The sequence below is a fragment of the Lysinibacillus sp. NPDC096382 genome (assembly GCF_044762845.1).
In the GTDB taxonomy this organism is placed as follows: domain Bacteria; phylum Bacillota; class Bacilli; order Bacillales_A; family Planococcaceae; genus Lysinibacillus.
The window spans coordinates 1-24,666 of record NZ_JBIWFC010000011.1 but is presented as its reverse complement, the minus strand read 5'-3'; the positions used below and the strand labels follow the sequence as shown (position 1 = coordinate 24,666).

The following is a 24,666-nucleotide window of genomic DNA, read 5'->3' as shown; positions in this document are numbered from 1 at the left end:
CATGAAAAAATTATTAGAGGAGTATAGCGAGCTGGGAGTGAACCTTTGGGTAGAAGATGGAAAATTACATTTTAAGGCTCCAACTGGTGTACTTACAAATGAACATAAAGAGCGATTGAAAGAATATAAAAAGCAACTCCTTGATTATTTACAGAAGGAACAACAATCAATTATTCATGATACTGAAAAACGCTATGATTCCTTTCCGCTTACTGATATTCAATCAGCCTATTTAGTAGGTAGAAGCAACAATTATCGTTATGGAGGAGTAGGTTGTAAAGTATATGCAGAACTAGTTGGCACTACTTTTGATCCTACACGGCTTGAAAAGGCATGGCACCAAGTCATAAAGCGACATGATATGCTCCGTGCGATAGTGCATCAGGAGGGTTATCAGCAAGTATTAAAAAACGTAGAGCTCCCAACTATACAAGTTATTGATTTATCAGATGAAGTACCTGAAGTAGCCAATCAACGATTATTACATGTAAGAAATGAGTTATCTGTTAAGCAATATGCTCCTAATAAATGGCCGTTGTATGACCTAGTCCTTACACAGCAAAAAAATCAAAGTGTTATTCATCTATCTATTGATATGTTAATTGCTGACTTTGTCAGTATCAATGTATTAATAGCAGAATTAGAACACTATTACTATACAGAAGATACTCCATTACCAGCTTTAGATATTCAATTTAGAGATGTCATGATACAACAATATGAACAACATGATCGCTCGATTGCCAATGAAAAAGCTAAAAATTATTGGACTAGTCGTTTAGAGACTTTCCCAGAGACGCCAGAGTTACCCGTTCAAAGCGACAAAATTCATAGCAATACAATTCGTTTTGAACAATTTAATTTCCTGTTACCTAATCATAAATGGCAATTTTTAAGTCAGAAGGCAAAAGATCATCGGCTAACTCCTTCCAGTATTATTTTAACAGCTTTTGCTGAAATTATTGGCTTATGGTCAAAACAATCTCATTATTGTATGAATATAACGATGCTTAATCGACCTAATATTCATGCTCAAATTCATGATGTAATTGGAGATTTTACGACCATCAATCTGTTAGAAATACATGCAAAAAGAGATAGAGCATTTTATGAGCATGCGGCTGAAATACAACAGCAGCTATGGACAGACTTAGAGTATCGCGATTTTTCAGGAATTGAAGTATTGCGTGAATTAAAGCGACATCGTAATCGTGATGTTATTATACCGGTAGTTTATACAAGTACATTAGGTGCAGACGCGAATAGTCATATGTCTGAAAATGAGCCTAAGTTGAAATTAGCATATAAAATTAGTCAAACACCTCAAGTATGGATTGATTGTCAAGTATCTGAACAACCGGATGGAATATTAATAAATTGGGATGTACGTGAAGGTATTTTTCCAAGTGGGCTAATCGATTCAGCCTTTCAATTTTTTGTAGATCACTTAACAAAACTTGCAACTAACGAAACAGCATGGACAGAACGTCAATTATTAGGTTTACCTGAAGCAATGCAAAAGATTAGAAATGAAGTAAATAAAACAACGATTGATTTACCTAAGGGGTTACTTTATGACAATGTGCTAGATGCTATTGCACAATATGCTAAAAATATAGCTATTTACGCAGATGGTAAATATTTTACATATGAGGAGCTCGGTCGTTATGTTTATGCCATTCAACAGGCATTGATTAATAAAGGTGTGCGGCAAGGAGATTTTGTAGCAATTGACTTACAGAAGGGTATTTGGCAAATTGCTGCTGTAATAGGAACATTAACAGCAGGTGGCGTGTATTTACCTTTAGATATTGAGCAACCGATTGCTCGTAAAAAAAATATTATAAGTGAATCACAAACCACTTTTATTTTAGGTCATGCTAGCCATAGTGATTTATACGAACAAGAATCTCTTTCCTTTATTGAAGTCGAGCAATTAAACACTGCTTTAGAAGCACAGTTAACTCCTGTACGTGTAGATGTAGAACAGCCAGCTTATATTATTCATACGTCTGGCAGTACAGGAAAAGCGAAAGGCGTTATTGTTAGTCATAGGGCAGTACTGAATACAATAATGGATATGAATCATCGTTTCCAAGTAACAGAACATGATCGAGTTTTAGCAATTGCTAATTTAGCTTTTGATTTATCGGTATACGATATTTTTGGATTATTAAGTGTTGGTGGTAGCGTTATATTACCAGAGCATAAACGTCTTAAAGATCCAAAACATTGGTTGGAGCTTTTAACATCTCATCAAGCCACTATTTGGAATTCAGTACCAGCCCAATTGCAACTTCTTCATGCATACATGCAGGATACGACAACAACTCTTCATAAAAAATTACGTTTAGTATTTTTATCTGGAGATTGGATACCTGTTACATTACCAAAACAAATGGCACATTATTTTGAACAAGCGAAATTTATCAGCCTTGGTGGAGCAACAGAAGCAGCAATCTGGTCTATTTATTATCCAATAGATATAAATACTACCTATAAGAACAGTATTCCTTATGGTAAGCCATTAGCAAATCAATATTTTTATGTGTTGAATAAGGAGCTAGAGTCATGCCCTGATTGGACAATTGGTGATTTATATATTGGAGGAGAGGGGCTTGCTACCGGCTACCTACAGAATGAAAAAAATACTACAGCGAAATTTATTGTCCATCCTTATACTGGAGAGCGTTTATATGCAACTGGAGATATAGGGAGATTGCTACCAGATGGTGTGATTGAGTTTTTGGGGAGAGAGGATACTCAAGTTAAAATTAATGGGCATCGCATTGAGTTAAGTGAAATTGAAAGTTCGATGCAACGTATGCAGCAGATAGAGCATGCAGCGGTTATTGCAAGTAAAGATTTGGCAAGTAAAGAATTTAACATTTCAGCATTCGTGCAAGCAAGGAAAAATGCAAATCAAATAAAAACATTGGTTTCTTCAGAAAGATTAACAACTGTAGTTAAAAACGCTGGAGATCAAGCGACCCATAATGTAGATCGAGAGTTATTTGCACAATGGTCTACAATTTCAAATTGGACAGCCGTACTAGATATTATGAAAACATTCCAAGACTTAGATATTTTTATAGATGATCGAGAATTTTCTATAAGTGATATTCAGCAAATAGTCAAAGTACATCCATACTACCATCAGCTACTAAGAAGATGGCTGAATGTTTTATGTAAAGAAAATCTTATAAAGCAAAATCCAGCAACGTCAAACTATTATCTAGTCAATAAAGATTTACCACACAATGCATCAGAAATCTCTTGGCTAAAATGGAGAGACATTGAAGAAAAAATGCAGTATGGAAAAAAACTTGTGGATTACTTTGAAGATTCAAGTAAGCATCTTTTAGGTTTACTTCGCGGGGATATTGATTCATTAGATTTATTTTTCCCTAAAGGAAGGTTTGATATTGCTTTAGCGGCATATAAAGACAACCTAATTAGTCGTTCATTAAATCAAGTTACAATTCAAGCTGTCCATACAATTGTAGATGAATTTAGAAAGGCTTATCCAGAGAAAACGTTCCGAATTTTAGAGGTAGGAGCTGGCGTAGGCGGTGTAAGTTTAGAGTTAATACCAACATTAAATCATAAAAATGTAGAATATGTTTTTACAGATTTATCACAATTCTTTTTAAATGAAGCGCGAAAATCGTTTGAACCTTATAAGTGGGTTACATATGGTTTGTATGATATCAATCAATCCTATTGGTCTCAAGGAATTCAAGCATCTTCCTTTGATTTGATTTTATGTAATAATGTTTTACACAACGCTAAGAAAGCTCCACAAGTGTTACAAACCTTTAAGGAAATGACAGTTGAAGGAGGAGCGTTAATAGTAGCAGATACGACTGGGGAAAACTATTCACTTCTTACATCAATGGAATTTCATGCTGGTCTAAATGATTTTGAAGACTTTAGAAAAAACAATGATCAAGTATTTTTCAATCGTGAACAGTGGCATGAGTTATTTGCAGCAACAGAGGTGGAGATAGCCGGTGTATATCCTACAAAAAATGATCCATTATCCGCTGCGAATCAGGCAGTATTTGTCGGTCAATTTATAGGTGAACGTAAGAGACTTTATGCGAGTGAGGTTCAGCAACATTTAGAAAGACAACTACCAAAATATATGATACCAGCGCATATTGAAGTGCTTCGTGAACTACCGTTATCTGAAAACGGCAAAGTGGATCGAGGTGCATTACAAAGTCGACTAGAAGCATCCAATCCATTTATTGCACAATCCGGTGAATCTCCGCAAGGTGACTTAGAGAAAAGAATTGCAGAAATTTGGGCGAAAGCACTAAATAGAGAAAGTATTTGGCGCAATGAAAACTTCTATCAAGCAGGTGGCGATTCATTACTAGTTGCACAAGTTGTGGCAGCAATGAGAGATACACTTTCAGAAGTGGCGCATTGGGAGTGGGATCAATTAATGGTAGAGATTTTACAAACACCGACGATTGCAGAAATTGCAGAAAAGATAAGTCACTCGCTTGAAAATCATCAAACAATGCAGGATGAAACTGCCTCAGATACGAAAACATCTTTCGTTATATTAGCTGAAGGAGAGGTTGGCGGAAAAATTAAAGTACTATTCCACGATGGAACGGGAACACTTACACCTTACAATCAATTGCTCCCTTATTTAATAGATGAACCTAACCGCAAAGACACGATAGCAGGATTTATTTTTGGTGATGAAGCAGATTATTTAGCCTATACATCTGAAACACTTATTCAAAATTTAGGGCAAAAATATGCGCAACAATTGTTAAAGCTAAACGCTTCAAACTTTGAATTAATAGGGTACTGTATGGGAGGGCTTATTGCTGTTGAAACGGCAAAGGTGTTACTTGCAGAAGGTGTTCAAGTTGAACCAGTCATTACAATAGATACTACGCCTTGTGATGCAAAGCTTCGAAATGATCTATTAATGGAAAGAACATTTGGTTTATTAATAGGCGCTGATCTTGTAAAAAGTGGTCACGATGTCGAGGATGAATTACTTAAAAAAGCACTACATGATTTAATCAAAAAAGAAGCGAATACCATTACAATTGAAGATTTATGTAATCTAACCGGAGAGTTTGCACCAATTGCACAATGTTATCAAAAGCTTGCTAGCAAGTCTCCTAAACAGAGATTAGTAGATTTATATACTACCGTTCCAGCTTTGCAAGGTGATATTTCAGCTTTTCAAAAGCAACGAATGGTAACGCTATATCAAATCTTCTGTCAAAGCTTTAAAGGTGTTGTATCGTATGGAACAGAGCCTTTCATGGGAGACGTAGTTGCATTTAGTTGTATTGATAAAATATCATCCTTTTTACCGGTAATTGGTACAAGAAACGAAGAATTTTGGAGAGATATTACATTTGGTCATTTAAATATCATTCCTATAAATGGTAATCATATTACGTGTTTGCAGGAGCCTAATGTGAAAGAGACTGCTCAATTACTGCTTAAAGGAGTAAGCCATGAACCATCAATTTAAAATAGGAATTATTGGCTACAATGGGGCTGTTGGACAAGCGGCTGTACGATATTTAAAAGATAAATATCCATTACGCTGTGGGAGTAGAAGTGAGCATAAAGAACATTCTCAATTAGACAAATTTATGGAATATATGCAGGTAGATATATATGACCAAATAGCGCTAGAGACATTTTGTGCAGGTTGTACAATCGTGTTAAATTGTGCAGGCCCCTCGTATAGCATTATTGATAGAGTGGCTCAAGCTGCCATAAAAGCTGGGGCCCATTATGTCGATGCATTTGGGGCAGATTTATTGGAGAAGAAATTTATACAACAGGAGCTAACAAATATAATGATACTTTCAGCAGGAAGTTTTCCCGGTTTATCGGGGATTCTTCCTCGCCTATTAGCTCAAGAAGGATTTGATCAAATAGATAAAATAAGCGGCTATGCAGGAGGAGAAGAAGCATATAGTAAAGGCGCAGCAGCTGATATAATGCTTAGCTCCATCTATGGTTTTGGTACAGCGAATGCCTTTTATAAGGATGGAAAAATAGTACGTGAACTAGCACAGACAGAAAAAATAAATGTGACAATTAATGGTGAGGAAAATACAGTCTATGCTCAAAGGTATATAACAAATGAAACAATTCGCCTTGCAAAAAAGCTACATATAACCGAAGCACATTGGCATAATATTTATCCAAATAAAGCTGTTTTTTCATTATTACAACAAGTGTGTATACAATTAGCAATGAAAAATACGCCTGACCATTTACATCAAATTGTAGATGACCTGATGGAAAAACTTATCATTTTCCCTGTTCGACAAACATGGTACACACTCGTCATAGAGATGATTGGAAAATTTAAGGGACAATCGATACGACGACAAGCTCAATTACTTTGTCAAAATAGCTTTACGATTAGTGGAATTATTTGTGCGTTATCTGTAGAAGCCATTATAGAAGGGATAATTCAGGAAAATGGAGTTTATTGGGCTTGCGACATATTGAATCCAAGTAATGTCATGCGAGAATTGCATGAACAGTGTGTGATAGAAGATTTTATCATTACTTCACAGACAGAAAATCACCTAGACTTGGAGGAAGGGATATTATGAGGCCATTAAGAGTAGTCGTTTGTGGTACGAAGTTCGGTGCTTATTATTTGCAGGCAATCTTAAATTTACCATCTCTTTATAAGCTTGTAGGTATTTTATCTAATGGTAGTAAACAGTCGCAAGAACTCGCCAATACATTGAATGTTCCACTTTACACAACTGTAGAAGATATAACAAATGAGCAGGTGGATGTTGCGTGCGTTGTTGTTAAATCAACGATCGTGGGTGGAGAAGGGACAACTATAGCACAAGCATTTTTAGAGAAAGGTATACATGTTATACAGGAGCATCCTGTTCATGAGGATGACTATGTAAAGCTAATTAAAAGTGCGAAAGTAGGTAATTGTAAATATCACTTAAATAGTTTTTATCCAAATGTCGATGCTGTACATTCCTTTATACAAACGGCGAAAACATTAAGAGAAGTTAGTGATATTATTTATTTAGAGGCGGCTTGTAGTATCCAAGTATTATTTCCAATGCTAGATATTATAGGGCAAGCCCTTGGTAGTTTACAATCCTGTATATTTGAACCAGTTAATGACCCTACAGAGCATAATCCTTTTTATATGCTATCTGGACAAATACGGGACACCCCTGTAACATTACGTGTTTTCAATCAAATGGATTTAGCTAATCCAGAAAGTAACATTTATTTATTGCACAGAGTGACTTTAGGAACGAATAGAGGAACATTGTATTTACCGGACACGCACGGTTCAGTGCATTGGATGCCGTGTATGAGTTCGTCATTAAACGAATCGCCTATATTAAATAAGAGAATAGACAATAAATTTCTAAGCTATCCAGTAGAGGAGATTGTCTTTACTGCACAAAACAATAGCTTCGAAGATCACTATAAAAAAGTATGGCCTAAAAGCGTTGAACGTTCTCTTCTAACATTTTATGAAGATATTTGGAATCGTTCTTACTTTAATCAAACAACACAATATTATTTAACAGCTTGTAAATTATGGAATGATATTGGCGGAAAAATAGGACCCTCTCAAAAAGTTTACATACGGGAACGAGAACCATTAAGAATGAAGGATATCAAGGAGGATGAAGAATGGGTGTGGTAGACGTTAAAAAGTGGTTTCCTTTTGTGGACGAGTTAGATTACGAAAATAGTAATAAGCTTTTCTGCTTCCATCATGCTGGAGGCAGTGCCGCCGCTTTTAGAAATTGGAAAACATGGGAGCAGAACTTAGCTGTATTTCCGATAGAGCTACCTGGTAAATCAACAAGAATAAAAGAACAGTATATTACAGATTATCTTCATGTGATGCCACAAATTGCAGAAGCAATTAACAGAGTAACAAACCAAACGCGAATATATTTTTATGGTCATAGCATGGGAGCTATTCTTGCTTTTAAAACAGCCTGTTTACTAGAAGAAAAATATAAGAAAAAAGTGAATTTATTAATAGTAGCAGGTCGCCATGCACCTCAAGATCATTTCCCTGATGACTATCAAACATATATGGATGATAGTGAATTAGTTAAAGAATTAATACGAGTAGGAGGTACACCGAAAGAGTTATTGGAAAATAAAGAAGTTTTACAACATATTTTACCAATAGTGAAAAATGATTATCGTTTGAATGAGTCTTTTGATTATCGTAATGAATTATTTCATGGTCCGATTGTTGCTCATTGCGGAACTAATGATCCAGACGCACCAGCAAGTAGTATGAAAAATTGGGGAAATGTCACGACAAATTCTTTTAATTTGAAAGAGTTTTCGGGAAGTCACTTTTTCCCATATGAAAATAAACAGGATTATTATAAGAGTTTGGAGCAGAACTGTATACAGAGTTCTTCTAAGATTTGTATTAAGTAAAAAAAATTTTAAAATGAGGGTATCTTAAAATTAGAGATACCCCCGTTTTGTATTCATATAAAGTATTTATTGAACCTGTAAAAGCTGTAATATGAGAATTAAAATGATGCAAAGAAAGTATTCTAAAAAAGCACAACAAGATTTTTTTAAAGTAAGAGCTAATGAAAAAAAGAATAGGTAAAATTTGTAAGAATCCAAGCATAGAAATTATTAAAGACCTGGGCTAATGAGTATTCTATAATCACATAAATAGTAAAAGGTGCTGCTCTATAGTCAACAAAGCTATAGCGACAGCACCTAGTCATTTATTAGTGGAAATATTTATCGACACGTTGAAGTACTTCGTCAGCAGAAAGACCATCAGCGTCAATAACAGGTCCTGCCATGATAGGATCACTAATTCCCATTATATCTCTGTCTTGCCCAGTGATTACGCAGGCATCACATTTTTTTGCATCTTCTTCAGTACGAAGTTGAATAACTTCATAACCTTTTGCCTTTAAAGCGTCTTCAACGTTTGTTAATGATTGTTCCACACCAATTATTTTAGACATTACTCTTCCACCTCCTATATGTAATGTGTCAAATAGGCTTGCTAATTATTCACTTAATTCATTTTTTTGTTATACATAATTTAATGGCAGGAAATTAGTGAAATTCATTTTCCACTGCAACGAAATGATATGAGCAATTATATATGATTACGGCCAGCGATCTGTACCACCAACGACATACTTTGTACCAATGAGTGATGACATTTTTTATATAAGATTGACGTTTGACAAATCAATTGTTAATATATTAGACATCTAACACATTAGTAGGTGATTTTTTGTCCTTATATGAACAGGTTAAGCGCATTAATGAAGCAGAATATACGATAAACCGTTTGATATATAAACATTATAAGCAATATTTAAATAGCGGCATTACAACACAACAAGCGGTTGTATTAGATATTGTGTATTTAGCAAAACGTATTACGGTGGGTGAAATTGCGATTGAAATGAATATTAGCTCTAGCGCAGTTAGCCAATTAATAGCGAAGTTGGAAAAGAATAAATATATCAAACGAGAAATTAATCTACAAAATCGCCGTGAAGTATTTATAACGTTAGCTGAAAACGGATTGGAGTATTTTTCGAAGCAAGATTATGTAGAACAGCAAATTGCAGATAAAATTTACAGCAAAATTTCATCAAATGAGTTAAACGAATTAGAACGCATTGTTGAAAAATTAAGGGAGATCGCAATGGAGGAATTATAAAATTTCTTCATGTCTAATATGTTAGGTATCTAATTTATTTAGGAGGTTAACAAGTGGAGGATTTACTTAAAAATATCTCGTTTAATGGTGCAATGTATTATGAAAAACATGAACAAATCAAGCAGTATTATCATGGTTATCAGGATATCTCAGAGCAACATCTTATTACTGAAAATACACAATTTAATCTTGCGTCGTTAAGTAAAATGTATACAGCGGTAATGACATTTCAACTAATTGAAAAAGGACAGCTACAGTTAGATGATAAAATTACAAATTGGTTTAACGCACCTCATTTTACAAATGTGACAGTTGCACACTTACTTACACACACATCTGGTATTCCAGAGTATATTGCAGAAGATTTTACAAAAAGTGTTGAAACATTTGTCGAGACGGCACTGCCACAACATATGCCGAATGAGCATTGGTTCTATAGCAATACGAATTATGTTTTACTTGCAAAAATTATTGAAGAAGTGAGTAGCTTATCGTATGAAGTATATTTACAACAATATATTGCAAGACCATTAAATCTCACTAGTACAACAACACAGCCTACAAAACAATACGAAGCGCAAAATCATACGTATGATTACGAGGAACAACGATATAAAAAGGTAAATAATGACCCATATTTTTGCAAAATTGAAAAATATAATAATATATTTGGTGACGGTGGTATTTATGCAACGGTGGCAGAGGTAGCAAAGTTTTTAAAAGCATTTTTGCAAGGACGGTATATTAGCAAAGAGATTGTGCAATCCATGTTAACACCAATAGAAGTCGCTGAGCATTATAGTTACGGTTTTATCGTACAAGATGACTGGGTTGGTCATACAGGTGGATGGATCGGTTGTTCAGCACAAGCTTTTATTAATACTTCCACAAAGGATATGATTGTATTAGCAATGAATCAAGAAGTGTTTCCGCAATATGAACAAGAAATTGTGAATTACTTAATGGGAATACAATATTCTGTAGAAGCACCAAAACATATAGAAATATTATCGCTTACTAATAAGGATGATATTACAGGCCAATATGAATTAGCAGATGAACTTAGCACAAAATTTACGATCATAAAGGATAGACAATTTATGATTTCATTTGAACATCAGTTGTCTGTGCCACTTTATAAAATAGATGAGTCGTATTATTGGGTACACAATACGATGAGTTATGTAGATGTTGAGAATCAATTATTTATCGATGAAGGTGTTGAAGTACCTTATCATAAAGTCAATTGATCTAGTCATAAAAGTCGTACTTGTAATAAAGAGCATTTAATAGAGCTAGGGCAAATATACGGCAAATAAAAGAAACCATTTTGAAAAATTGATCAAAATGGTTCTTTACATAAATGTAGATTATGTCGATATTTTTGTTCAAACCGTATTTTATGCCGAAAATGGAAGTTTTTTTATGATCCATTATCGGAAGATATTGGAATTTGGAAACTCTCGTCAAAAGGTAACAGAGGTCATTCAACTAGCCACAATGAAAGGATTGAACTGTCCATTTGATGAAGAGATGGACGACAAGTGGATTGAAGAATTTCTATTCCCAGAGAAGTCATTGGAAGGTTCGGGGAGGCAACCACTCAATTTTGAATACATTCATGAAGAATTAGCCAAACCTAACGTGACTCTTTCTCTTTTACACCATGAATCAGCAACTTTATCAATGGATTTACCTTCTTGGATAAATGCACATATTCATGCGTATGACTATTTCGGTGGAGTTACCCAGATTGTTGTCCCGGATAATCTGAATATCCAGATTAGAGGAAATGAAATTAAACGGAATGGCCGAGGCTTATAAGGACCAATCTTTAAATAAAGAATACCAATTAAAAAGGGGAAGCCACCAATCATTTTCAATGAATGGTGGGACACCCCGTTTTCTTTACCTATTGTGGAAAATAGTCTTGACCGTTAACTGTTAGTTTAGAAGGTGAAATTAGAATTTCTTTATTTGCTTTGAAATATAGGCCTAAAATATTGTGAAATGCTTCCCAATTTTCTCTGATTTTTTCTGCTTCTTCTTTTTTATCAAGCTTAATAGCTTCTTCATAAAGCTGTTTTAACTGCTTTTTATCCGCCTCACTTATTTCGAAGTCGTCGTATATAGCAATGTATTCTTCAAATGGTTGAGGTTTAAAGAACTGATCAATGATGTCATAGAATTCACTCCATATTTTTTCAGCCAACTCATTATTTTTAGCTTTTTCAGCTTTTTGAGCATCTTCATAAATAGTTTTTAGTTTTGTTAAAGTTTCACTAGGGATATCTAACTCCAAGTCTTCCATGTACTCTTCAAATGTTTGAGGTGGATAAAGTTCATAAATATAGGGTTCAAGGATTTTATGAAATTCATCATATTTATCGTTAGCCTTTTCCTCTTGACCATCTTTTTCAAGCTTTACCCATTCTTCATAAATAACTTTGAGCTGTTTTTTATCATTTTCTTCTATCACTATATTTTTTTTACTAAAGCCGCTATTTTCTATATACTCTTCAAATGATTCAGGTTGCCAATTAGCTAAATAATAGGGGTTAGTAATCTTATTCATATCTGCATAAATTTTCTGCAATTCTTCATATTTCTTTTCTGCCTCTTCAATTGCTTTATTTCCCTCCGCTTTTGAAGCTTCTTTTTCCAACTTCTTCACTTCGTTAAACATTTTTTCTAATTTTGTTAAATCATCATTTGTTACTTCTTTAGGCAATTCTTTTTTATAAACTTCGAATGTATAGAAGTCTGAATAGTCCTCTACTATGCTACCTTCAGCTGTAATTTCTTGTCCTTCTACTAAGTTTATTTTTTCTATTTGCTCTTTATAGAATTTATGGAAGCTAATATAGTAGTTTTTACCGTCTCTACCTTTTAGATAAATCCCATCATCACTGATGCTTTGAATCGTCCCTGTAATTTGTTGTTCAATTTGAACAGTAACACCATTTGTTGGTTCTACTGGAGTAGCTTCTGCTTGAAGCGGCGTCAGAACAGCCATTCCTATTGTTAATGCTGAAGCAATCATCCAAGTTTTTTTAATCGGTTTTTTCATGATCATTTCTCCTTTTATTTACTCTGAAGATTAATGTTTCCAATATTTAGACGGATTACCAGGTAAAAAGGTTCTTGTTTTTCAATAAATTAAAACATTCCATGTTAAGTACCCATAACATTAGAGTTTGAGATTAAATAAAACACAAAAAGTACAAGGTAAAGGAGAAGGGGACTTATTTCGGAGGATGGGCAAAAGGAAGTTCTACTTATATTTTTTCTATAAAGATAGCATACTTTTAAAAACTGATTTATTACCAAAAGTTGTGGATGACTTTTGTTAAAACGTCTACTATGTAAATAGTTGATTGGAGTGGAGATTGGGAGACTCCTCGGGGATCAGAGATAGAGGAACGAAGGCTAAAAGCATCACATCCTGTGATAACGCCTTCGTGACCAACATCGTGTTGGCCCGAGACCCTGCAGCGAAGCGAAGCGGCTCATCGGACGCCCCCAGGAAGCTCTGCTCTGCGCGAAAGCGAAGCGTCAGCGGCAAAGCGCCCAGCAACCACACGTTTTGGTGATGATCCCAAAAAATTCGAAATACTATTGTGGAATTAACAAAAAAGGAATCCCAACAATCATCCTAAATGATTGTTGAGACACCTCAATTCTCTTCCTTATTGTGGCGTATATTCTTGGCCGTTTATTGTTACTTTAGAAGCAGTAATTAGAAGTTCTTTATTTGCTTTGAAATATGGTTCTAAAATATTATTAAGTGCTTCCCATTTCTCTTCAATTTTTGCTTTGTCTTCTTTTTTATCTAACTTTAAGATTTCTTCATAAAGCTGTTTTAACTGCTTACTATCCGCTTCACTAACTTTGAATTCATAGTCAGCCATGAATTCTTCAAATGTTGGAGGCGTTATGAATTGATCAATGATGTAATAGAAATCCTCCCATAGTTTTTCAGACAAATCAGCATTGTCATCTTTTTCTGCTTTTTGAGCATTATCATAAATATTTTTTAGTTTTGCTAAAGCTTCATCTGGGATATCTAACTCAAATTTTTCCATGAATTCTTCAAATGTTGGAGTTGGATAAAGTTTATCAAAATACGGTTGAAGAATTGTATATAACTCATCCATTTTTTCGATTGCCTTGTCCTCTTGACCATCTTTTTCAAGTTTTACCCATTCTTCGTAAATACCTTTAAGCTTTTTATTATCATTTTCTTCAATAACTATATTTTTTTCACTAAATCCGAAATCTGCTATATACTCTTCAAATGTTTGAGGTTGCCACTTAGCTAATATATATGGTTTTGTGATTTTATCCATTTCTTTATATATTTTATCAATTTCTTCAAATTTCTTTTCGATTTCTTCTTCTGTCATGTCATTTGACAATTCTTTTTGCAGCTTTTTCTTTTCATTAAACAATTTTTCTAATTTTGTTAGCTCTTCTTTCGTTACCTCTTTAGGTAATTCTTTTTTATAAGCTTCGAATGTGTAGAAATCTGAATAATCCTCTGCTACGCTACCTTCAACAGTGATTTCCTGGCCTTCTACAAAGTTCATTTTTTCTAGTTGTTCATCCGAAAATTTATAAAAGCTGATATAGTAGTTTTTACCATCTCTACCTTTTAGGTCAATCCCATCCCCGTAAACGCCTTTAATCGTTCCTGTAATTTGTTGTTCGATTTGAACAGTAACACCATTTGTTGGTTCTACTGCAGTAGCTCCTGCCTGAAGTGGTGTCAGAACAGCCATTCCTATTGTTAGTGCTGATGCAATCATCCAAGTTTTTTTAATCGGTTTTTTCATAATCAATTCTCCCTTTTATTTACTCTGGAACTAATGTTTCCAATATTTAGACGTATTTCCAGCTGAAAAGGTTCATTATTTTTAAAAAAATTTTAAAACATTCCATGTTAAGTACATAAATAAAGGTACATATTGTTGGCAAAACCTTATAAATAATGATTGCGTTGATAAAAATTCTACCACCAGAAATTATTGCTAATAAAAGAATTGTTCCGTTTTCAGTTTCACCACAAGTGAAATAAAATTAGATTTAAGAAACTACCTATTAAGGGGATAGAAGTAGAAAATGGTTAAGCAGTGATGAAATTGAACTTGTAAAAGTACAAGGGAATGTGTTCTCTGTACCGAAAGAGAAGGGGACTTAACTATATATTATTTCAGAAAGATGAGATAAAGGAGGTACCTCTTATATTTCTGCTATAGAGGTAAAATGGATAAATTAAGTCTAAAAAGGGGAATCCGACCAATCATCTTCATTGATTGGTGAGACACCCCGTTTCTTTTACTTATTGTGGAAGATAGTCTTGACCGTTAACTGTTAGTTTAAAAGGTGAAATTAAAATTTCTTTATTTGCTTGGAAATATGGTTCTAAAATATCGTGAAATGCTGCCCATTTCTCTTCAATTTTTACTTTGTCTTCTTTTAGATTTAGCTTTAAGATTTCTTCATAGAGCTGTTTTAATTGCTTGCTATCCGCTTCGCTAACTTTGAAATCATAGTCAGCCATGTATTCTTCAAATGTTTGAGGCTTAATGAATTGATCAATGATGTAATAGAATTCTTCCCATAATTTAACAGAATCATCGGTATTGTTATCTTTTTCTGCTTTTTGAGCATTATCATAAATATTTTTTAGTTTTGCTAAATCTTCAGCAGGGATATCTAACTCAAATCTTTCGATAAACACTTCAAATGTTGGAGTTGGATAAAGTTTATCAAAATACGGTTGAAGGATTTTGTGGAACTCTTTCATTTTTTCGTTAGCCTTTTCATCTTGATTATCTTTTTCAAGCTTTATCCATTCTTCATAAATAGCTTTAAGCTGTTTATTATCATTTTCTTCTATTACTATATTTTTTTCACTAAAGCCGATATTTTCTAGATACTTTTCAAATGGTTCAGGTTGCCAAGTAGCTAAATAATATGGCTTAATAATTTTACCCATATCTAAATAAATATTATGAATTTCTTGATATTTCTTTTCTGCATCTTCAACATTATTTTTATATGCTTTGTCAGCTTCTTTTTCTAGCTTCTTCGCTTCGTTAAACATTTTTTCTAATTTTGTTAAATCTTCATTTGTTACCTCTTTAGGCAATTCTTTTTTATAAACTTCGAATGTATAGAAGTCTGAAAAACCCTCTACTACGCTGCCTTCAACTGTGATTTCCTGTCCTTCTACTAGGTTCATTTTTTCTAGTTGTTCTTCAGAAAATTTATAGAAGTTTATATAGTAATTTTTACCATCCCTACCTTTTAGAAAAAGCCCGTCATCACTGATTCCTTGAATTGTTCCTGTAACTTGTTGTTCGATTTGAACAGTAACACCATTTGTTGGGTCCACTGCAGTAGCTCCTGCTTGAAGTGGCGTCAGAACAGCCATTCCTATTGTTAGTGCTGATGCAATCATCCAAGTTTTTTTAATTGGTCTTTTCATGATTATTTCTCCCCTTTATTTACTCTGGAACTTAAAGTTTCCAATATTTAGACGTATTTCCAGTTAAAAAGTTTCGTTGTTTTTCGAAATTTTAAAACATTTCATGTTAAGTACATACATAGTTGTATAACATCAAAGTTTGAGCAGTCTGATCATATAAAGCACTAATAGGACAAGGTACATATTATTGGAAAAATCCTATAAATAATGAATGCGCTGATAAAATTCTATCACCAGAAGCTATGGCTAAAAAAGAATCGTCCTGTTTTCGTTTCATCTTAAGTGAAATTAAAATGTTTTCTTTGTTTCAAAAGAGAAGAGGACTTTTATCGGACGATGGGCAAAAGGAGGCTCTTCTTAATATAAAAAATCTCTGAATAGTATTGTGGAATTAACAAAAAGAGGAATCTCAACCGTCATCTTAAAGGATTGTTGAGATTCCTTGATTCTTTTACTTATTGGGGAAAATATTCTTGGCCGTTAATTGTTATTTTAGAAGCTGAAATTAGAATTTTTTTATTTGCTTTAAAATAAGATTCTAAAATATTATTAAATGTTTCCCATTTCTCTTCAATTTTTGCTTGTTCTTCTTTTTCATCTAGCTTTAAAATTTCATCATAAAGCTGTTTTAATTGCTTGTTATCCGCTTTACTCACTTCAAAATCAAAGTCTGCCATGTATTTTTCGAATGTTAGAGGCTTAATGAACGGATCAATGATGTCATAGAATTCATTCCATGCTTTTTCAGCTAATTCATCATTTTTAGCTTTTTCAGCTTTTTGAGCATCTTCATAAATAGTTTTTAGTTTTGCTAAAGTTTCTGTAGGGATATCAAATTCTTTGTCTTCCAAGTACTCTTCAAATGTTTGAGGTGGATAAAGTTCATAAAAATATGGTTCAAGGATTTTATGAAGTTCATCATATTTTTCGTTAGCCTTTTCCTCGTTACCATCTATTTCAAGCTTGACCCATTCTTCATAAATAACTTTGAGCTGTTTTTTATCATTTTCTTCTAGCACTATATTTTTTTCATTAAATCCGTAACTTGCTATATATTCTTCAAACGTTGCAGGTTGCCAGTTAGCTAAAAGATAAGGTTTTATAATTTTATACATGTCTTCACGTATTTTCTTGATTGCTTCAAATTTCTTTTCAAACTGTTCTTCTGCCATTTCATTTGACAATTCTTTTTGCAGCTTGATCTTTTCATTAAACAATTTTTCTAATTTTGTTAGCTCTTCTTCCGTTACTTCTTGAGGCAATCCTCTTTTATATAAACTTCAAATGTATAGAAGTCTGAATAATCCTCTACTACGTTTCCTTCTACAGTAATTTCATGTCCTTCAACTAAGTTCAAGTTTGCTAATTGTTCTTCAGAAAATTTATTGAAACTGATATAGTAGTTTTTACCGTCTTTACCTTTTAGATTAATCCCGTCTCCGTTAATGTCTTTTATCGTTCCTGAAATTTGTTGTTCAATTTGAACAGTAACATCATTTGTTGGTTCTACTGCAGTAGCTGCTGCTTGAAGTGGTGTTAGAACTGCCATTCCTATTGTTAGTGCTGATGCAATCATCCAAGTTTTTTTAATCGGTTTTTTCATGATCATTTCTCCCTTTTATTTACTCAGGATCTTAAAGTTTACAATATTTTGACAAATTACCTGGTGAAAGGTTTATCTTTTTTGAAAAAGTTAAAAAGTTTAAATATTTCATGTAAAGTGCTTAAATAGTTGTATAACAATAAAGTTTGAGATTTCAGAAGAATTAACGACAAGAAACTAAATTCAAAATGATGAAAATTAGGTGTATGGTGGTGTGAATATGGGAATCGCTGAAGTATTAACAATTGTCTTGATAGTATTAAAGCTCACGGATGTTATCGCATGGTCTTGGTGGTTAGTGCTTTTGCCAGCGATCATATCCTTTAGCATTTACGCATTAATTTTGGTGATGAAGTTAGTAATGGTCATGATAGCGGTAGTGGCAGTGAAAAAACGAAAAGAGTTGTAGAATGGAGATTTAAATAAAGGGGTCGCATACGAATGATTCAAGCGGTGATTTTTGATTTAGATGGAACATTGTTAGAGCGTGATAGTTTAGTTCTTTCATTGATCTTCACCCAGTAGAAAAAACAAGATAAAGATCAGTAAGAGAAGGGGGATTTTTAATTGAAATATTTCACTAAAAATTGGTATCGTGAAATGCAAGTCTTTGGTTTTTTAACTTTTCCTGACGCTAGAGAAGATTGGGAAGAAAGTTTAAATTGGAAAAACGAAGATGGGACAAGCTATATTGAAATGTTACAAGCAGAGTTGGAATGGCGAAAAAATGATTTATTAACGTTTCTTCCGGCGCCATTTCATCCATATATTTTAGATGGTTCTCTAAAAACACAATATCCATCTAAAGAATTAAGAAAAATGGCTGAAGAGTGGAATGAAAATTATCAAAGTCGTAGTCAAGATATACGTAAACAGTATTTACAACAATTTGAAGAAATAAAAGAGCAGCTACCATCTCAAGTTCTTGAAATACATACAAAATCATTACATGATGGAGAAGTATTATCTTTCTCCTCAACTGAAACTACAATTACGCTTATGATAGCTGGAACAAGTGTAGGTTGGTACGACACAAATGTAAAACTAACTTTTAGTGATATAGAGAAATGTTCGATTCCAGAACAATTAGAAGGTTCTTGGTGGCTATATGATGAAATCTATAAAACTAAAACAGGGTTTGAATTACACGTATTATTTGACTGTCCACTTTGTGAATTAATGATACAGGCTAGGGAATTAAAGATTGAGACACTATAAAAATAGACTGTTATTTACATAAGCAACGGAAGCATCTGTTACCAATAGATACATGCTATGTGGATTGGTTGATTGGAGTGGAGTCGAGAGACCCCTTAGGATTAGCGTCACAGATGATACCCTGGAGTGAAAACGGATGTTTTCTGTGCGAAAGCCAACAAAAGTGGCTTATCGGGAGCCTCCAGGAAAGCGCTCAGTCGGAACGAAAATCAACGACTCGTTGTGCAGAAAGATATATTTTATTTAAATCTCATAGACAAATGAAAAACAGCTGATTTCATAGATTTCAGCTGTTTTTTGTAAGATAGTGAAGAATTTTTATTAAATTCAATCCACTATCCTAAATTTATTCATTTAATCGTTTGATACGTTTTAACTGCAGGAGGAACATAGGCTGCACATTTATCTATAAGTCCCACAACGTCTTCATCTACAAGTAGGGCATTTCGATATTGGGCTTGTAAAAATTGTGCGTTTTGCATATGGTCAAATAACCCAATGAGTAAATCATAATAATGATTGATATTTAAAAATCCGCAAGGCTTTTGCAGAAGGCCGATTTGATTCCAAGTGAATACTTCAAAAAATTCTTCTAACGTAGAAGAATAGCTCCTTCTTTATATGCTTCAGAAGCACCGATGCTTGATCCGCAAAATACTGCAATACTATCCATCATTGTTCCTCCATATCTGATAAGTATATTTCCACATTAACGGGCAGTGAACTTTAAGCGGGGGATGAAGAAACCCGCTGATTCACGTTTCACTTTTATAGTATAATTTAATTTCGAGAGGAAAGAAATGGAGGAAATAGAAATGGAATTAAATGAGTTTCAGAAATGGCTAAAGGATTACTATGATACACGTGGTTGGTCTGATTTAAGCATTTTTACGCGTATTGGTTTTCTAGCTGAAGAAACTGGAGAAGTGGCGAGAGCTATACGAGCGTTAGAGATTGGTAGAGATAGACCAGATGAAAAGATTCAATCATATGAAGAAAATAAGCAAGAATTAGTAGAGGAGCTTGGAGATGTTTTAGGAAATATTATTGTTATCGCTAATAAATATGATATTTCACTGGAAGAAATTTTTTCAGCGCATCAGGAAAAGCTAATGAAGCGTTATAAAGCATAGAATACATATGGAAGGGGGATTTATATGGATTATCAAATTGAGATTTTATTAGAAAATCACGATGACTTTACTACGTTTTTAAATACAAAATTAAAAGAGTACAACGATGAACATTCACCGTATCATAATGAAAGTAGACAAAAGGGTTCTATTCGTTCGTTAAACCTAATCGTTACTGATCCTCAACAGCAATGGATAGGCGGCATCACAGCTGAGGTTTATTGGGGTTGGGTAGAAATCAATAAATTTTGGTTTAGTAAAGAATACCGTGGAAAAGGTATTGGTGGACAGCTACTGGCCAAAGCTGAAGAAACAGCCAAGCAAATGGGCGCTACGAAGGCATTATTAACTACATATGACTTTCAAGCACGTACGTTTTATGAAGCGAGAGGTTATCAAGTTGTTGGGGAAATAAAAGATTATCCGCCTGGAAGTAGCTATTATACAATGGTTAAACATCTACTTTAAGTTTAGAAAGGCTGTCTGCTTACCTCTTCTAACGGGAACTTTCGTATTATATGTTCATACAATGGGTAGTTTTCAAGAAAATTGTTGCCCTTTTATTACTTTTGTAATAATCAACTGATAAGTGCATAGTATAAAAAGGTGTTAGTTGAAATTACAGTAATAGTTAACATATACATGAATATGGGGGCGAAAAAATGTTTAATAAAGACGCAGAGAAGAACAAAGGTTCATAGAAGAGATTTGAATAAATCCTTACAGAAAATGGTGTGGCAAATGGAAACAGAATAATAGTAGATAAAGAAACAGGAATTCATTATTTATTTAGTTGGGGTGGATATGCGGGGGGGAATCACTCCATTATTGGATAAGGATGGAAAACCAATGATAAAACCAAATAATGAATAACATTCTTTATCCTGTTCAACTATAGGGGCTTTAGTTAAATATTAGCTTTACGCAATATCAAACATAAAAACAGAGTTGATTCTACACATTTTGTAGATAGTAACTCTGTTTTTATGTTTTAACAGCAACAATCTTTTAGAAAACAGCCTAAAAATATATGGCTAAAAGATGACTAAAAAAACGCCCTAATGTCAAACTTATAATAAAGGGGAGATTTAGTGTGTACTCGATATCAAACTTTAAATTACTCGTTGATAATCAGACAGAAATTGATACCATTCATCAAAATTGTGATAATTTAATCCAGAAAACTGTAACGCCTAAAATGGATGCGGAAGTCAATACTTTGTTAGATGCTATTAATAAAAAACTAACCGAACAAGGCTTTACAATTACAGTGACATCTACTGGACTAATTGCAAAATATAGTGAAGCAGTTATTAATGTTGACAAGCATTCGAAAGATTTGGAGGAGTGCTTTTTCATTAATTTAAATAATTTTGCGGAGGATCAAGTTTCCATTGTTTTAGATGTTTCCGATATAATGATGCCGAAAATCTCCAATAATCTTGATGGCTACTCTGAAATTATTGAGCAAATGACAGATACATTAAAGTACGCAAAAAGTCTCGAAAAAGCTTGTACTTCACCAAAGTTTATTTATAAAACCCAAAGTAATATTATTTTTCATTCTGCTGAAGAAGTCGTCAATTATTATTTTCAATAAAGAGGCAGCCACCCTCATAGTAATATAGGGTGGCCGATAAATGAAGTGCTATTGATTATATATTCCCGCTACAATATTTTAAACAATAAACTTTCTTCCGAATAATAACAGTATCAACGATAGGATGAAAAAATATAGTGGCATGATCGTTAACGAACCATTATGCAGGAAACTCATACCTGATGTTATTAAGCTTACAAGTAAGTAATAGCCTAAGCTGAAAATTGCGCCAGCTGTCCCGATAACGTCCTGAAAGTTGACAAGTGCAAGGCTTAAGCAATTAGGTAGAGCAATTCCTGATCCTAATAAGGTAATAAAAATGGTTACTAAAATGCCCACTAGTAAGACAATATTAGGCAATGGGAAAGAACTAACGATTAGTAGCATTACAGCGCCGACAGTCATCACAGAACAACCGAGATGAATTACTTTCTCTGGCTGATAGTTGCTGACAAGTCTTTTGGAAATCATGGCACCAATAATAGAGGCAAGCGCCACAATTATACCAAGAAATCCATAAAGTCCTGGTGATAAATTGAAATGGTCAATAAAGATAAAGGGAGCTTCGGCATAGTAACTAAATAGCACACCATTTATCCCACCAATTAGCAATCCAAAGGCAAGTACCCGTGGAGATGAAATAATACGTTTTACAACTGGAAAAATAGCAATTGTTTTTCTCATTGATGTATCTGTTGTTTCTGGAAGTCTAAAATAAGTGTAAATAAACAACAAAATACTCATTGCAACGAGCACAAAAAACATAGCTCTAAAACCAAATGCTTGATCGACCCAGCCACCAATCAGCGGCCCTACTGCAGGGGTAAAGGCAATTACCGCAGAAATTTGCGCAAACATAGCATGTCTTTTACTGCCAGATACGCTTTCTCGCAAAATGGTTTGCGTTATTATCGAGCCTGTCGCCGCCCCAAAAGCTTGTATAAATCTACTAACTAATAGAAAAGTAATAGTTTCTGCGTAAAAACACATGAAACTGCCAATACTATAAAAAATTAAACCGCCTAGCATGGCCGGTCTTCGTCCAATAAAATCAGAAATCCATCCCCAATAAAAGACCCCAAAAGCAAACCCTATAAAATAAATACTTAAGGTTAACTGTACAGAGCGATTTGAAGCATTCAAAGCGTCTGAAAGATCAGGTAGAGATGGTGAATAGATTGTCTCGCTAATCTGTGGAAAAGCTACAAGAACAATCATTAATAGTAAAGATGGTGCTACATGTTTTTTCAACTTATTGCCCTCCTACAAGCAAAATCTACTTCTTTAGAAAAAAGTAGACGTAGCTAGGGAAACGGCGGGACCATAATAAGTATTCGTTCATAAGATGTCATTTTCAATCACCTAAATATGCTTAAAGTAGGAGTGCATAGTTCTAGTTACAATTATAAAGATATTTGCAATTTTTAAAAGGAATATATAGAAAAATTATGAATAACTTTAATAGTTTGGGTTAATTCCCGAAAGCCGTAGTGCTAACGTAACGTCAGTGGCAAGAATAATTGGTCACGAAGGTGTTTTCACAGGACGTGATGGTTTTAGCCTTTGTTCCTCTATACCTGATTTCCAAGGAGTCACCCAGTCTCCATTCCGATCGACGTATTAAAAGTGCTGTGTTTTATAAAATGGTCATTCCCAACTTTTGATGGTAAATCTAAACTTTCAAAAAATTACTTGTACATAGTATAGAATCTGTGTAAAATAGCAACAAACGTTCTTATAGGGGGGATTAAATGACTACATATCATAAACAGTTACAGTTAGTATTATTCGATGCAAATGATATTCCAGGATTAATTGATCTTTCTGACTCTGTCGGGTGGGATTATGATGAATCTGAAATTAGAACGGTGATGATGTCAGGTAAAATATTTGGGTACAAAAATGCTGAAGGGAATATTGTTTCAAGTGCTGCCATTATTACATATGATACAAATTTAGCTTCGATAGGTATGGTCATTGTGCATGAAAATTACAGAGGACTTGGCCTAGGGAAATTAGCTACTCAAAAATGTATTGAAAGTGTTTCACAACATACAGCTATTATGCTCGTCGCAACGAAAGACGGAGAACCATTATATAAGAAAATAGGTTTTACCACTGTAGATTATGTGCATAAATATCTGGCTGACAAGTATAGCGGTGCACATAACTTAACTTCTAATGACTTTACGATTGAAGATTATAATGAGAGTGATTTTGCTGAAATTGTCCGCATAGATGCAGCTGCCTTTGGAGATAAAAGAAGTAATTTTCTACGGAATAGGATAAACCAAGCTAAGCATTGTAGCGTTGTGAGAGATCATCAAACAAATATTATTGGCTTTGGGTTGTCCATTCAAGGTCCAATTAATCTAATTTTAGGCCCAATCATAGCACCTGATTCTATAACAGCCAGTCTCATAATTAATACTTTAGCGAAAGACCATCATGGAAAATTAAGAATGGATGTACCATCTGGACATGCTGAAATGATAAAGTGGTTAGTGCAAAATGGTTTTACAGAGGTAAATAGACCTCCAGTTATGATTCTTCATGCAGAAGAAATGCCGACTAGAAATAATACGCTATTTGCCATAGCTGCACAAATTTTTGGCTAACATCACTTTAACAAAGTGAGCACACTTTCTATTGAGGGCACTGAAAAAGTCTATATCTTTTCACATTGCGAGGTATTCAACGATTAAATCGTTGAATACCTCGCTTTTTTCATTTGGCACTGTGACTCTACTGTTGTTTTCCGAAGCATTCTGCTCGCTTTCCGCGGGCGAGCGCCGAGCCTCCTCCTACGCTTCGCTTCGTGCGGGGTCTCGTCTGTCTCGCTTTCCCGCAGGAGTCGAGCGATGCTTCTCCAAACAACGCAATGTATCA

General features: G+C 34.1%; 22 protein-coding genes and 1 pseudogene. 15 read left to right on the top strand and 8 right to left on the bottom strand.

Annotation, left to right across the window (positions count from 1 at the left end; all coding sequences use genetic code 11):
• The first annotated feature begins 1 nt into the window (after position 1).
• The 4 genes from ACIQZA_RS15650 to ACIQZA_RS15635 are packed head-to-tail and all read left to right on the top strand — an operon-like array spanning position 2 to position 8,463.
• Positions 2-5,515, top strand: a complete 5,514-nt coding sequence (locus ACIQZA_RS15650; protein WP_402882547.1) for an amino acid adenylation domain-containing protein — start codon at positions 2-4, stop codon at positions 5,513-5,515.
• The gene (locus ACIQZA_RS15645) at positions 5,499-6,620 is read left to right on the top strand and encodes a saccharopine dehydrogenase NADP-binding domain-containing protein (protein WP_402882550.1); all 1,122 of its coding nucleotides are present in this window, start codon (positions 5,499-5,501) and stop codon (positions 6,618-6,620) included. Before ACIQZA_RS15650 ends, ACIQZA_RS15645 begins: the two co-directional genes overlap by 17 nt.
• On the top strand, positions 6,617-7,702 hold the full coding sequence (locus ACIQZA_RS15640; protein ID WP_402882552.1) for a Gfo/Idh/MocA family oxidoreductase: 1,086 nt from the start codon (positions 6,617-6,619) through the stop codon (positions 7,700-7,702). Before ACIQZA_RS15645 ends, ACIQZA_RS15640 begins: the two co-directional genes overlap by 4 nt.
• Positions 7,690-8,463 (top strand): thioesterase II family protein, encoded by a 774-nt coding sequence (locus ACIQZA_RS15635; protein ID WP_402882554.1) that lies wholly within the window; start codon positions 7,690-7,692, stop codon positions 8,461-8,463. Before ACIQZA_RS15640 ends, ACIQZA_RS15635 begins: the two co-directional genes overlap by 13 nt.
• Before the next feature lie 308 nt (positions 8,464-8,771).
• Here ACIQZA_RS15635 and ACIQZA_RS15630 read toward each other — a convergent pair whose 3' ends face one another.
• Positions 8,772-9,017 carry a YkuS family protein gene (locus ACIQZA_RS15630; RefSeq protein ID WP_132358618.1) on the bottom strand — a complete coding sequence of 82 codons (246 nt, stop codon included), beginning with the start codon at positions 9,015-9,017 and terminating at the stop codon, positions 8,772-8,774.
• A 278-nt stretch (positions 9,018-9,295) separates the two neighbouring features.
• On the opposite strand from ACIQZA_RS15630, the gene ACIQZA_RS15625 reads away from it, so the two are divergent.
• The 3 genes from ACIQZA_RS15625 to ACIQZA_RS15615 all read left to right on the top strand — a co-directional run bounded on the left by ACIQZA_RS15625 (position 9,296) and on the right by ACIQZA_RS15615 (position 11,554).
• On the top strand, positions 9,296-9,730 hold the full coding sequence (locus ACIQZA_RS15625) for a MarR family winged helix-turn-helix transcriptional regulator (RefSeq protein WP_142507747.1): 435 nt from the start codon (positions 9,296-9,298) through the stop codon (positions 9,728-9,730).
• A gap of 53 nt (positions 9,731-9,783) precedes the next feature.
• Positions 9,784-10,980, top strand: a complete 1,197-nt coding sequence (locus ACIQZA_RS15620) for a serine hydrolase domain-containing protein (protein ID WP_402882556.1) — start codon at positions 9,784-9,786, stop codon at positions 10,978-10,980.
• A 175-nt stretch (positions 10,981-11,155) separates the two neighbouring features.
• Positions 11,156-11,554, top strand: a complete 399-nt coding sequence (locus ACIQZA_RS15615; RefSeq protein ID WP_402882559.1) for a hypothetical protein — start codon at positions 11,156-11,158, stop codon at positions 11,552-11,554.
• Between the two features lie 88 nt (positions 11,555-11,642).
• On the opposite strand, the gene ACIQZA_RS15610 is transcribed toward ACIQZA_RS15615, so the two are convergent.
• From ACIQZA_RS15610 to ACIQZA_RS15590, 5 genes are all read right to left on the bottom strand, one after another.
• Positions 11,643-12,800 (bottom strand): hypothetical protein, encoded by a 1,158-nt coding sequence (locus ACIQZA_RS15610; RefSeq protein WP_402882561.1) that lies wholly within the window; start codon positions 12,798-12,800, stop codon positions 11,643-11,645.
• Positions 12,801-13,419: 619 nt separating this feature from the next.
• Positions 13,420-14,565 (bottom strand): hypothetical protein, encoded by a 1,146-nt coding sequence (locus ACIQZA_RS15605; protein WP_402882562.1) that lies wholly within the window; start codon positions 14,563-14,565, stop codon positions 13,420-13,422.
• A 506-nt stretch (positions 14,566-15,071) separates the two neighbouring features.
• Positions 15,072-16,223 (bottom strand): hypothetical protein, encoded by a 1,152-nt coding sequence (locus tag ACIQZA_RS15600; protein WP_402882564.1) that lies wholly within the window; start codon positions 16,221-16,223, stop codon positions 15,072-15,074.
• Positions 16,224-16,678: 455 nt separating this feature from the next.
• Entirely contained in the window at positions 16,679-17,485 is an 807-nt protein-coding gene (locus ACIQZA_RS15595; RefSeq protein WP_402882566.1) for a hypothetical protein, read from the bottom strand.
• The gene (locus ACIQZA_RS15590; RefSeq protein WP_402882567.1) at positions 17,470-17,826 is read right to left on the bottom strand and encodes a hypothetical protein; all 357 of its coding nucleotides are present in this window, start codon (positions 17,824-17,826) and stop codon (positions 17,470-17,472) included. Before ACIQZA_RS15590 ends, ACIQZA_RS15595 begins: the two co-directional genes overlap by 16 nt.
• 220 nt (positions 17,827-18,046) lie before the next feature.
• Here ACIQZA_RS15590 and ACIQZA_RS15585 point away from each other — a divergent pair, with 220 nt between their 5' ends.
• Complete coding sequence (locus ACIQZA_RS15585; RefSeq protein ID WP_402882588.1) at positions 18,047-18,235, top strand: transmembrane Fragile-X-F protein; 189 nt, start codon at positions 18,047-18,049, stop codon at positions 18,233-18,235.
• Between the two features lie 158 nt (positions 18,236-18,393).
• Positions 18,394-19,044 (top strand): DUF4085 family protein, encoded by a 651-nt coding sequence (locus ACIQZA_RS15580; protein ID WP_402882569.1) that lies wholly within the window; start codon positions 18,394-18,396, stop codon positions 19,042-19,044.
• A 350-nt stretch (positions 19,045-19,394) separates the two neighbouring features.
• On the opposite strand, the pseudogene ACIQZA_RS15575 reads toward ACIQZA_RS15580, so the two are convergent.
• Positions 19,395-19,643 (bottom strand): annotated as a pseudogene (locus ACIQZA_RS15575) (LOG family protein); the annotation flags it as partial.
• A gap of 216 nt (positions 19,644-19,859) precedes the next feature.
• Between ACIQZA_RS15575 and ACIQZA_RS15570 the strand changes: the two are divergent.
• The 5 genes from ACIQZA_RS15570 to ACIQZA_RS15550 all read left to right on the top strand — a co-directional run bounded on the left by ACIQZA_RS15570 (position 19,860) and on the right by ACIQZA_RS15550 (position 21,777).
• On the top strand, positions 19,860-20,177 hold the full coding sequence (locus ACIQZA_RS15570; protein ID WP_142507928.1) for a MazG nucleotide pyrophosphohydrolase domain-containing protein: 318 nt from the start codon (positions 19,860-19,862) through the stop codon (positions 20,175-20,177).
• 24 nt (positions 20,178-20,201) lie between these two features.
• Positions 20,202-20,645, top strand: coding sequence for a GNAT family N-acetyltransferase (locus ACIQZA_RS15565; RefSeq protein WP_402882571.1), 444 nt, complete (start codon positions 20,202-20,204; stop codon positions 20,643-20,645).
• Between the two features lie 266 nt (positions 20,646-20,911).
• Entirely contained in the window at positions 20,912-21,013 is a 102-nt protein-coding gene (locus ACIQZA_RS15560; RefSeq protein WP_402882573.1) for a DUF6440 family protein, read from the top strand.
• Positions 20,982-21,050, top strand: coding sequence for a DUF6440 family protein (locus tag ACIQZA_RS15555; protein WP_402882592.1), 69 nt, complete (start codon positions 20,982-20,984; stop codon positions 21,048-21,050). The genes ACIQZA_RS15560 and ACIQZA_RS15555 overlap by 32 nt, the downstream gene beginning before the upstream one ends.
• Before the next feature lie 220 nt (positions 21,051-21,270).
• Positions 21,271-21,777 (top strand): hypothetical protein, encoded by a 507-nt coding sequence (locus tag ACIQZA_RS15550; RefSeq protein ID WP_402882575.1) that lies wholly within the window; start codon positions 21,271-21,273, stop codon positions 21,775-21,777.
• A gap of 78 nt (positions 21,778-21,855) precedes the next feature.
• Here ACIQZA_RS15550 and ACIQZA_RS15545 read toward each other — a convergent pair whose 3' ends face one another.
• Positions 21,856-23,028, bottom strand: coding sequence for a multidrug effflux MFS transporter (locus ACIQZA_RS15545; protein WP_402882576.1), 1,173 nt, complete (start codon positions 23,026-23,028; stop codon positions 21,856-21,858).
• A 500-nt stretch (positions 23,029-23,528) separates the two neighbouring features.
• Between ACIQZA_RS15545 and ACIQZA_RS15540 the strand changes: the two genes are divergently transcribed.
• Positions 23,529-24,395, top strand: a complete 867-nt coding sequence (locus tag ACIQZA_RS15540; RefSeq protein WP_402882578.1) for a GNAT family N-acetyltransferase — start codon at positions 23,529-23,531, stop codon at positions 24,393-24,395.
• Positions 24,396-24,666 lie beyond the last annotated feature (271 nt).

Bases quoted from the DNA above. Each gene is read 5' to 3' on its own strand.
- ACIQZA_RS15650 (WP_402882547.1), top strand. From the start codon at position 2: ATGAAAAAATTATTAGAGGAGTATAGCGAGCTGGGAGTGAACCTTTGG.
- ACIQZA_RS15645 (WP_402882550.1), top strand. From the start codon at position 5,499: ATGAACCATCAATTTAAAATAGGAATTATTGGCTACAATGGGGCTGTT.
- ACIQZA_RS15640 (WP_402882552.1), top strand. From the start codon at position 6,617: ATGAGGCCATTAAGAGTAGTCGTTTGTGGTACGAAGTTCGGTGCTTAT.
- ACIQZA_RS15635 (WP_402882554.1), top strand. From the start codon at position 7,690: ATGGGTGTGGTAGACGTTAAAAAGTGGTTTCCTTTTGTGGACGAGTTA.
- ACIQZA_RS15630 (WP_132358618.1), bottom strand. From the start codon at position 9,017: ATGTCTAAAATAATTGGTGTGGAACAATCATTAACAAACGTTGAAGAC.
- ACIQZA_RS15615 (WP_402882559.1), top strand. From the start codon at position 11,156: ATGATCCATTATCGGAAGATATTGGAATTTGGAAACTCTCGTCAAAAG.
- ACIQZA_RS15610 (WP_402882561.1), bottom strand. From the start codon at position 12,800: ATGAAAAAACCGATTAAAAAAACTTGGATGATTGCTTCAGCATTAACA.
- ACIQZA_RS15605 (WP_402882562.1), bottom strand. From the start codon at position 14,565: ATGAAAAAACCGATTAAAAAAACTTGGATGATTGCATCAGCACTAACA.
- ACIQZA_RS15600 (WP_402882564.1), bottom strand. From the start codon at position 16,223: ATGAAAAGACCAATTAAAAAAACTTGGATGATTGCATCAGCACTAACA.
- ACIQZA_RS15590 (WP_402882567.1), bottom strand. From the start codon at position 17,826: ATGAAAAAACCGATTAAAAAAACTTGGATGATTGCATCAGCACTAACA.
- ACIQZA_RS15585 (WP_402882588.1), top strand. From the start codon at position 18,047: ATGGGAATCGCTGAAGTATTAACAATTGTCTTGATAGTATTAAAGCTC.
- ACIQZA_RS15570 (WP_142507928.1), top strand. From the start codon at position 19,860: ATGGAATTAAATGAGTTTCAGAAATGGCTAAAGGATTACTATGATACA.
- ACIQZA_RS15565 (WP_402882571.1), top strand. From the start codon at position 20,202: ATGGATTATCAAATTGAGATTTTATTAGAAAATCACGATGACTTTACT.
- ACIQZA_RS15540 (WP_402882578.1), top strand. From the start codon at position 23,529: ATGACTACATATCATAAACAGTTACAGTTAGTATTATTCGATGCAAAT.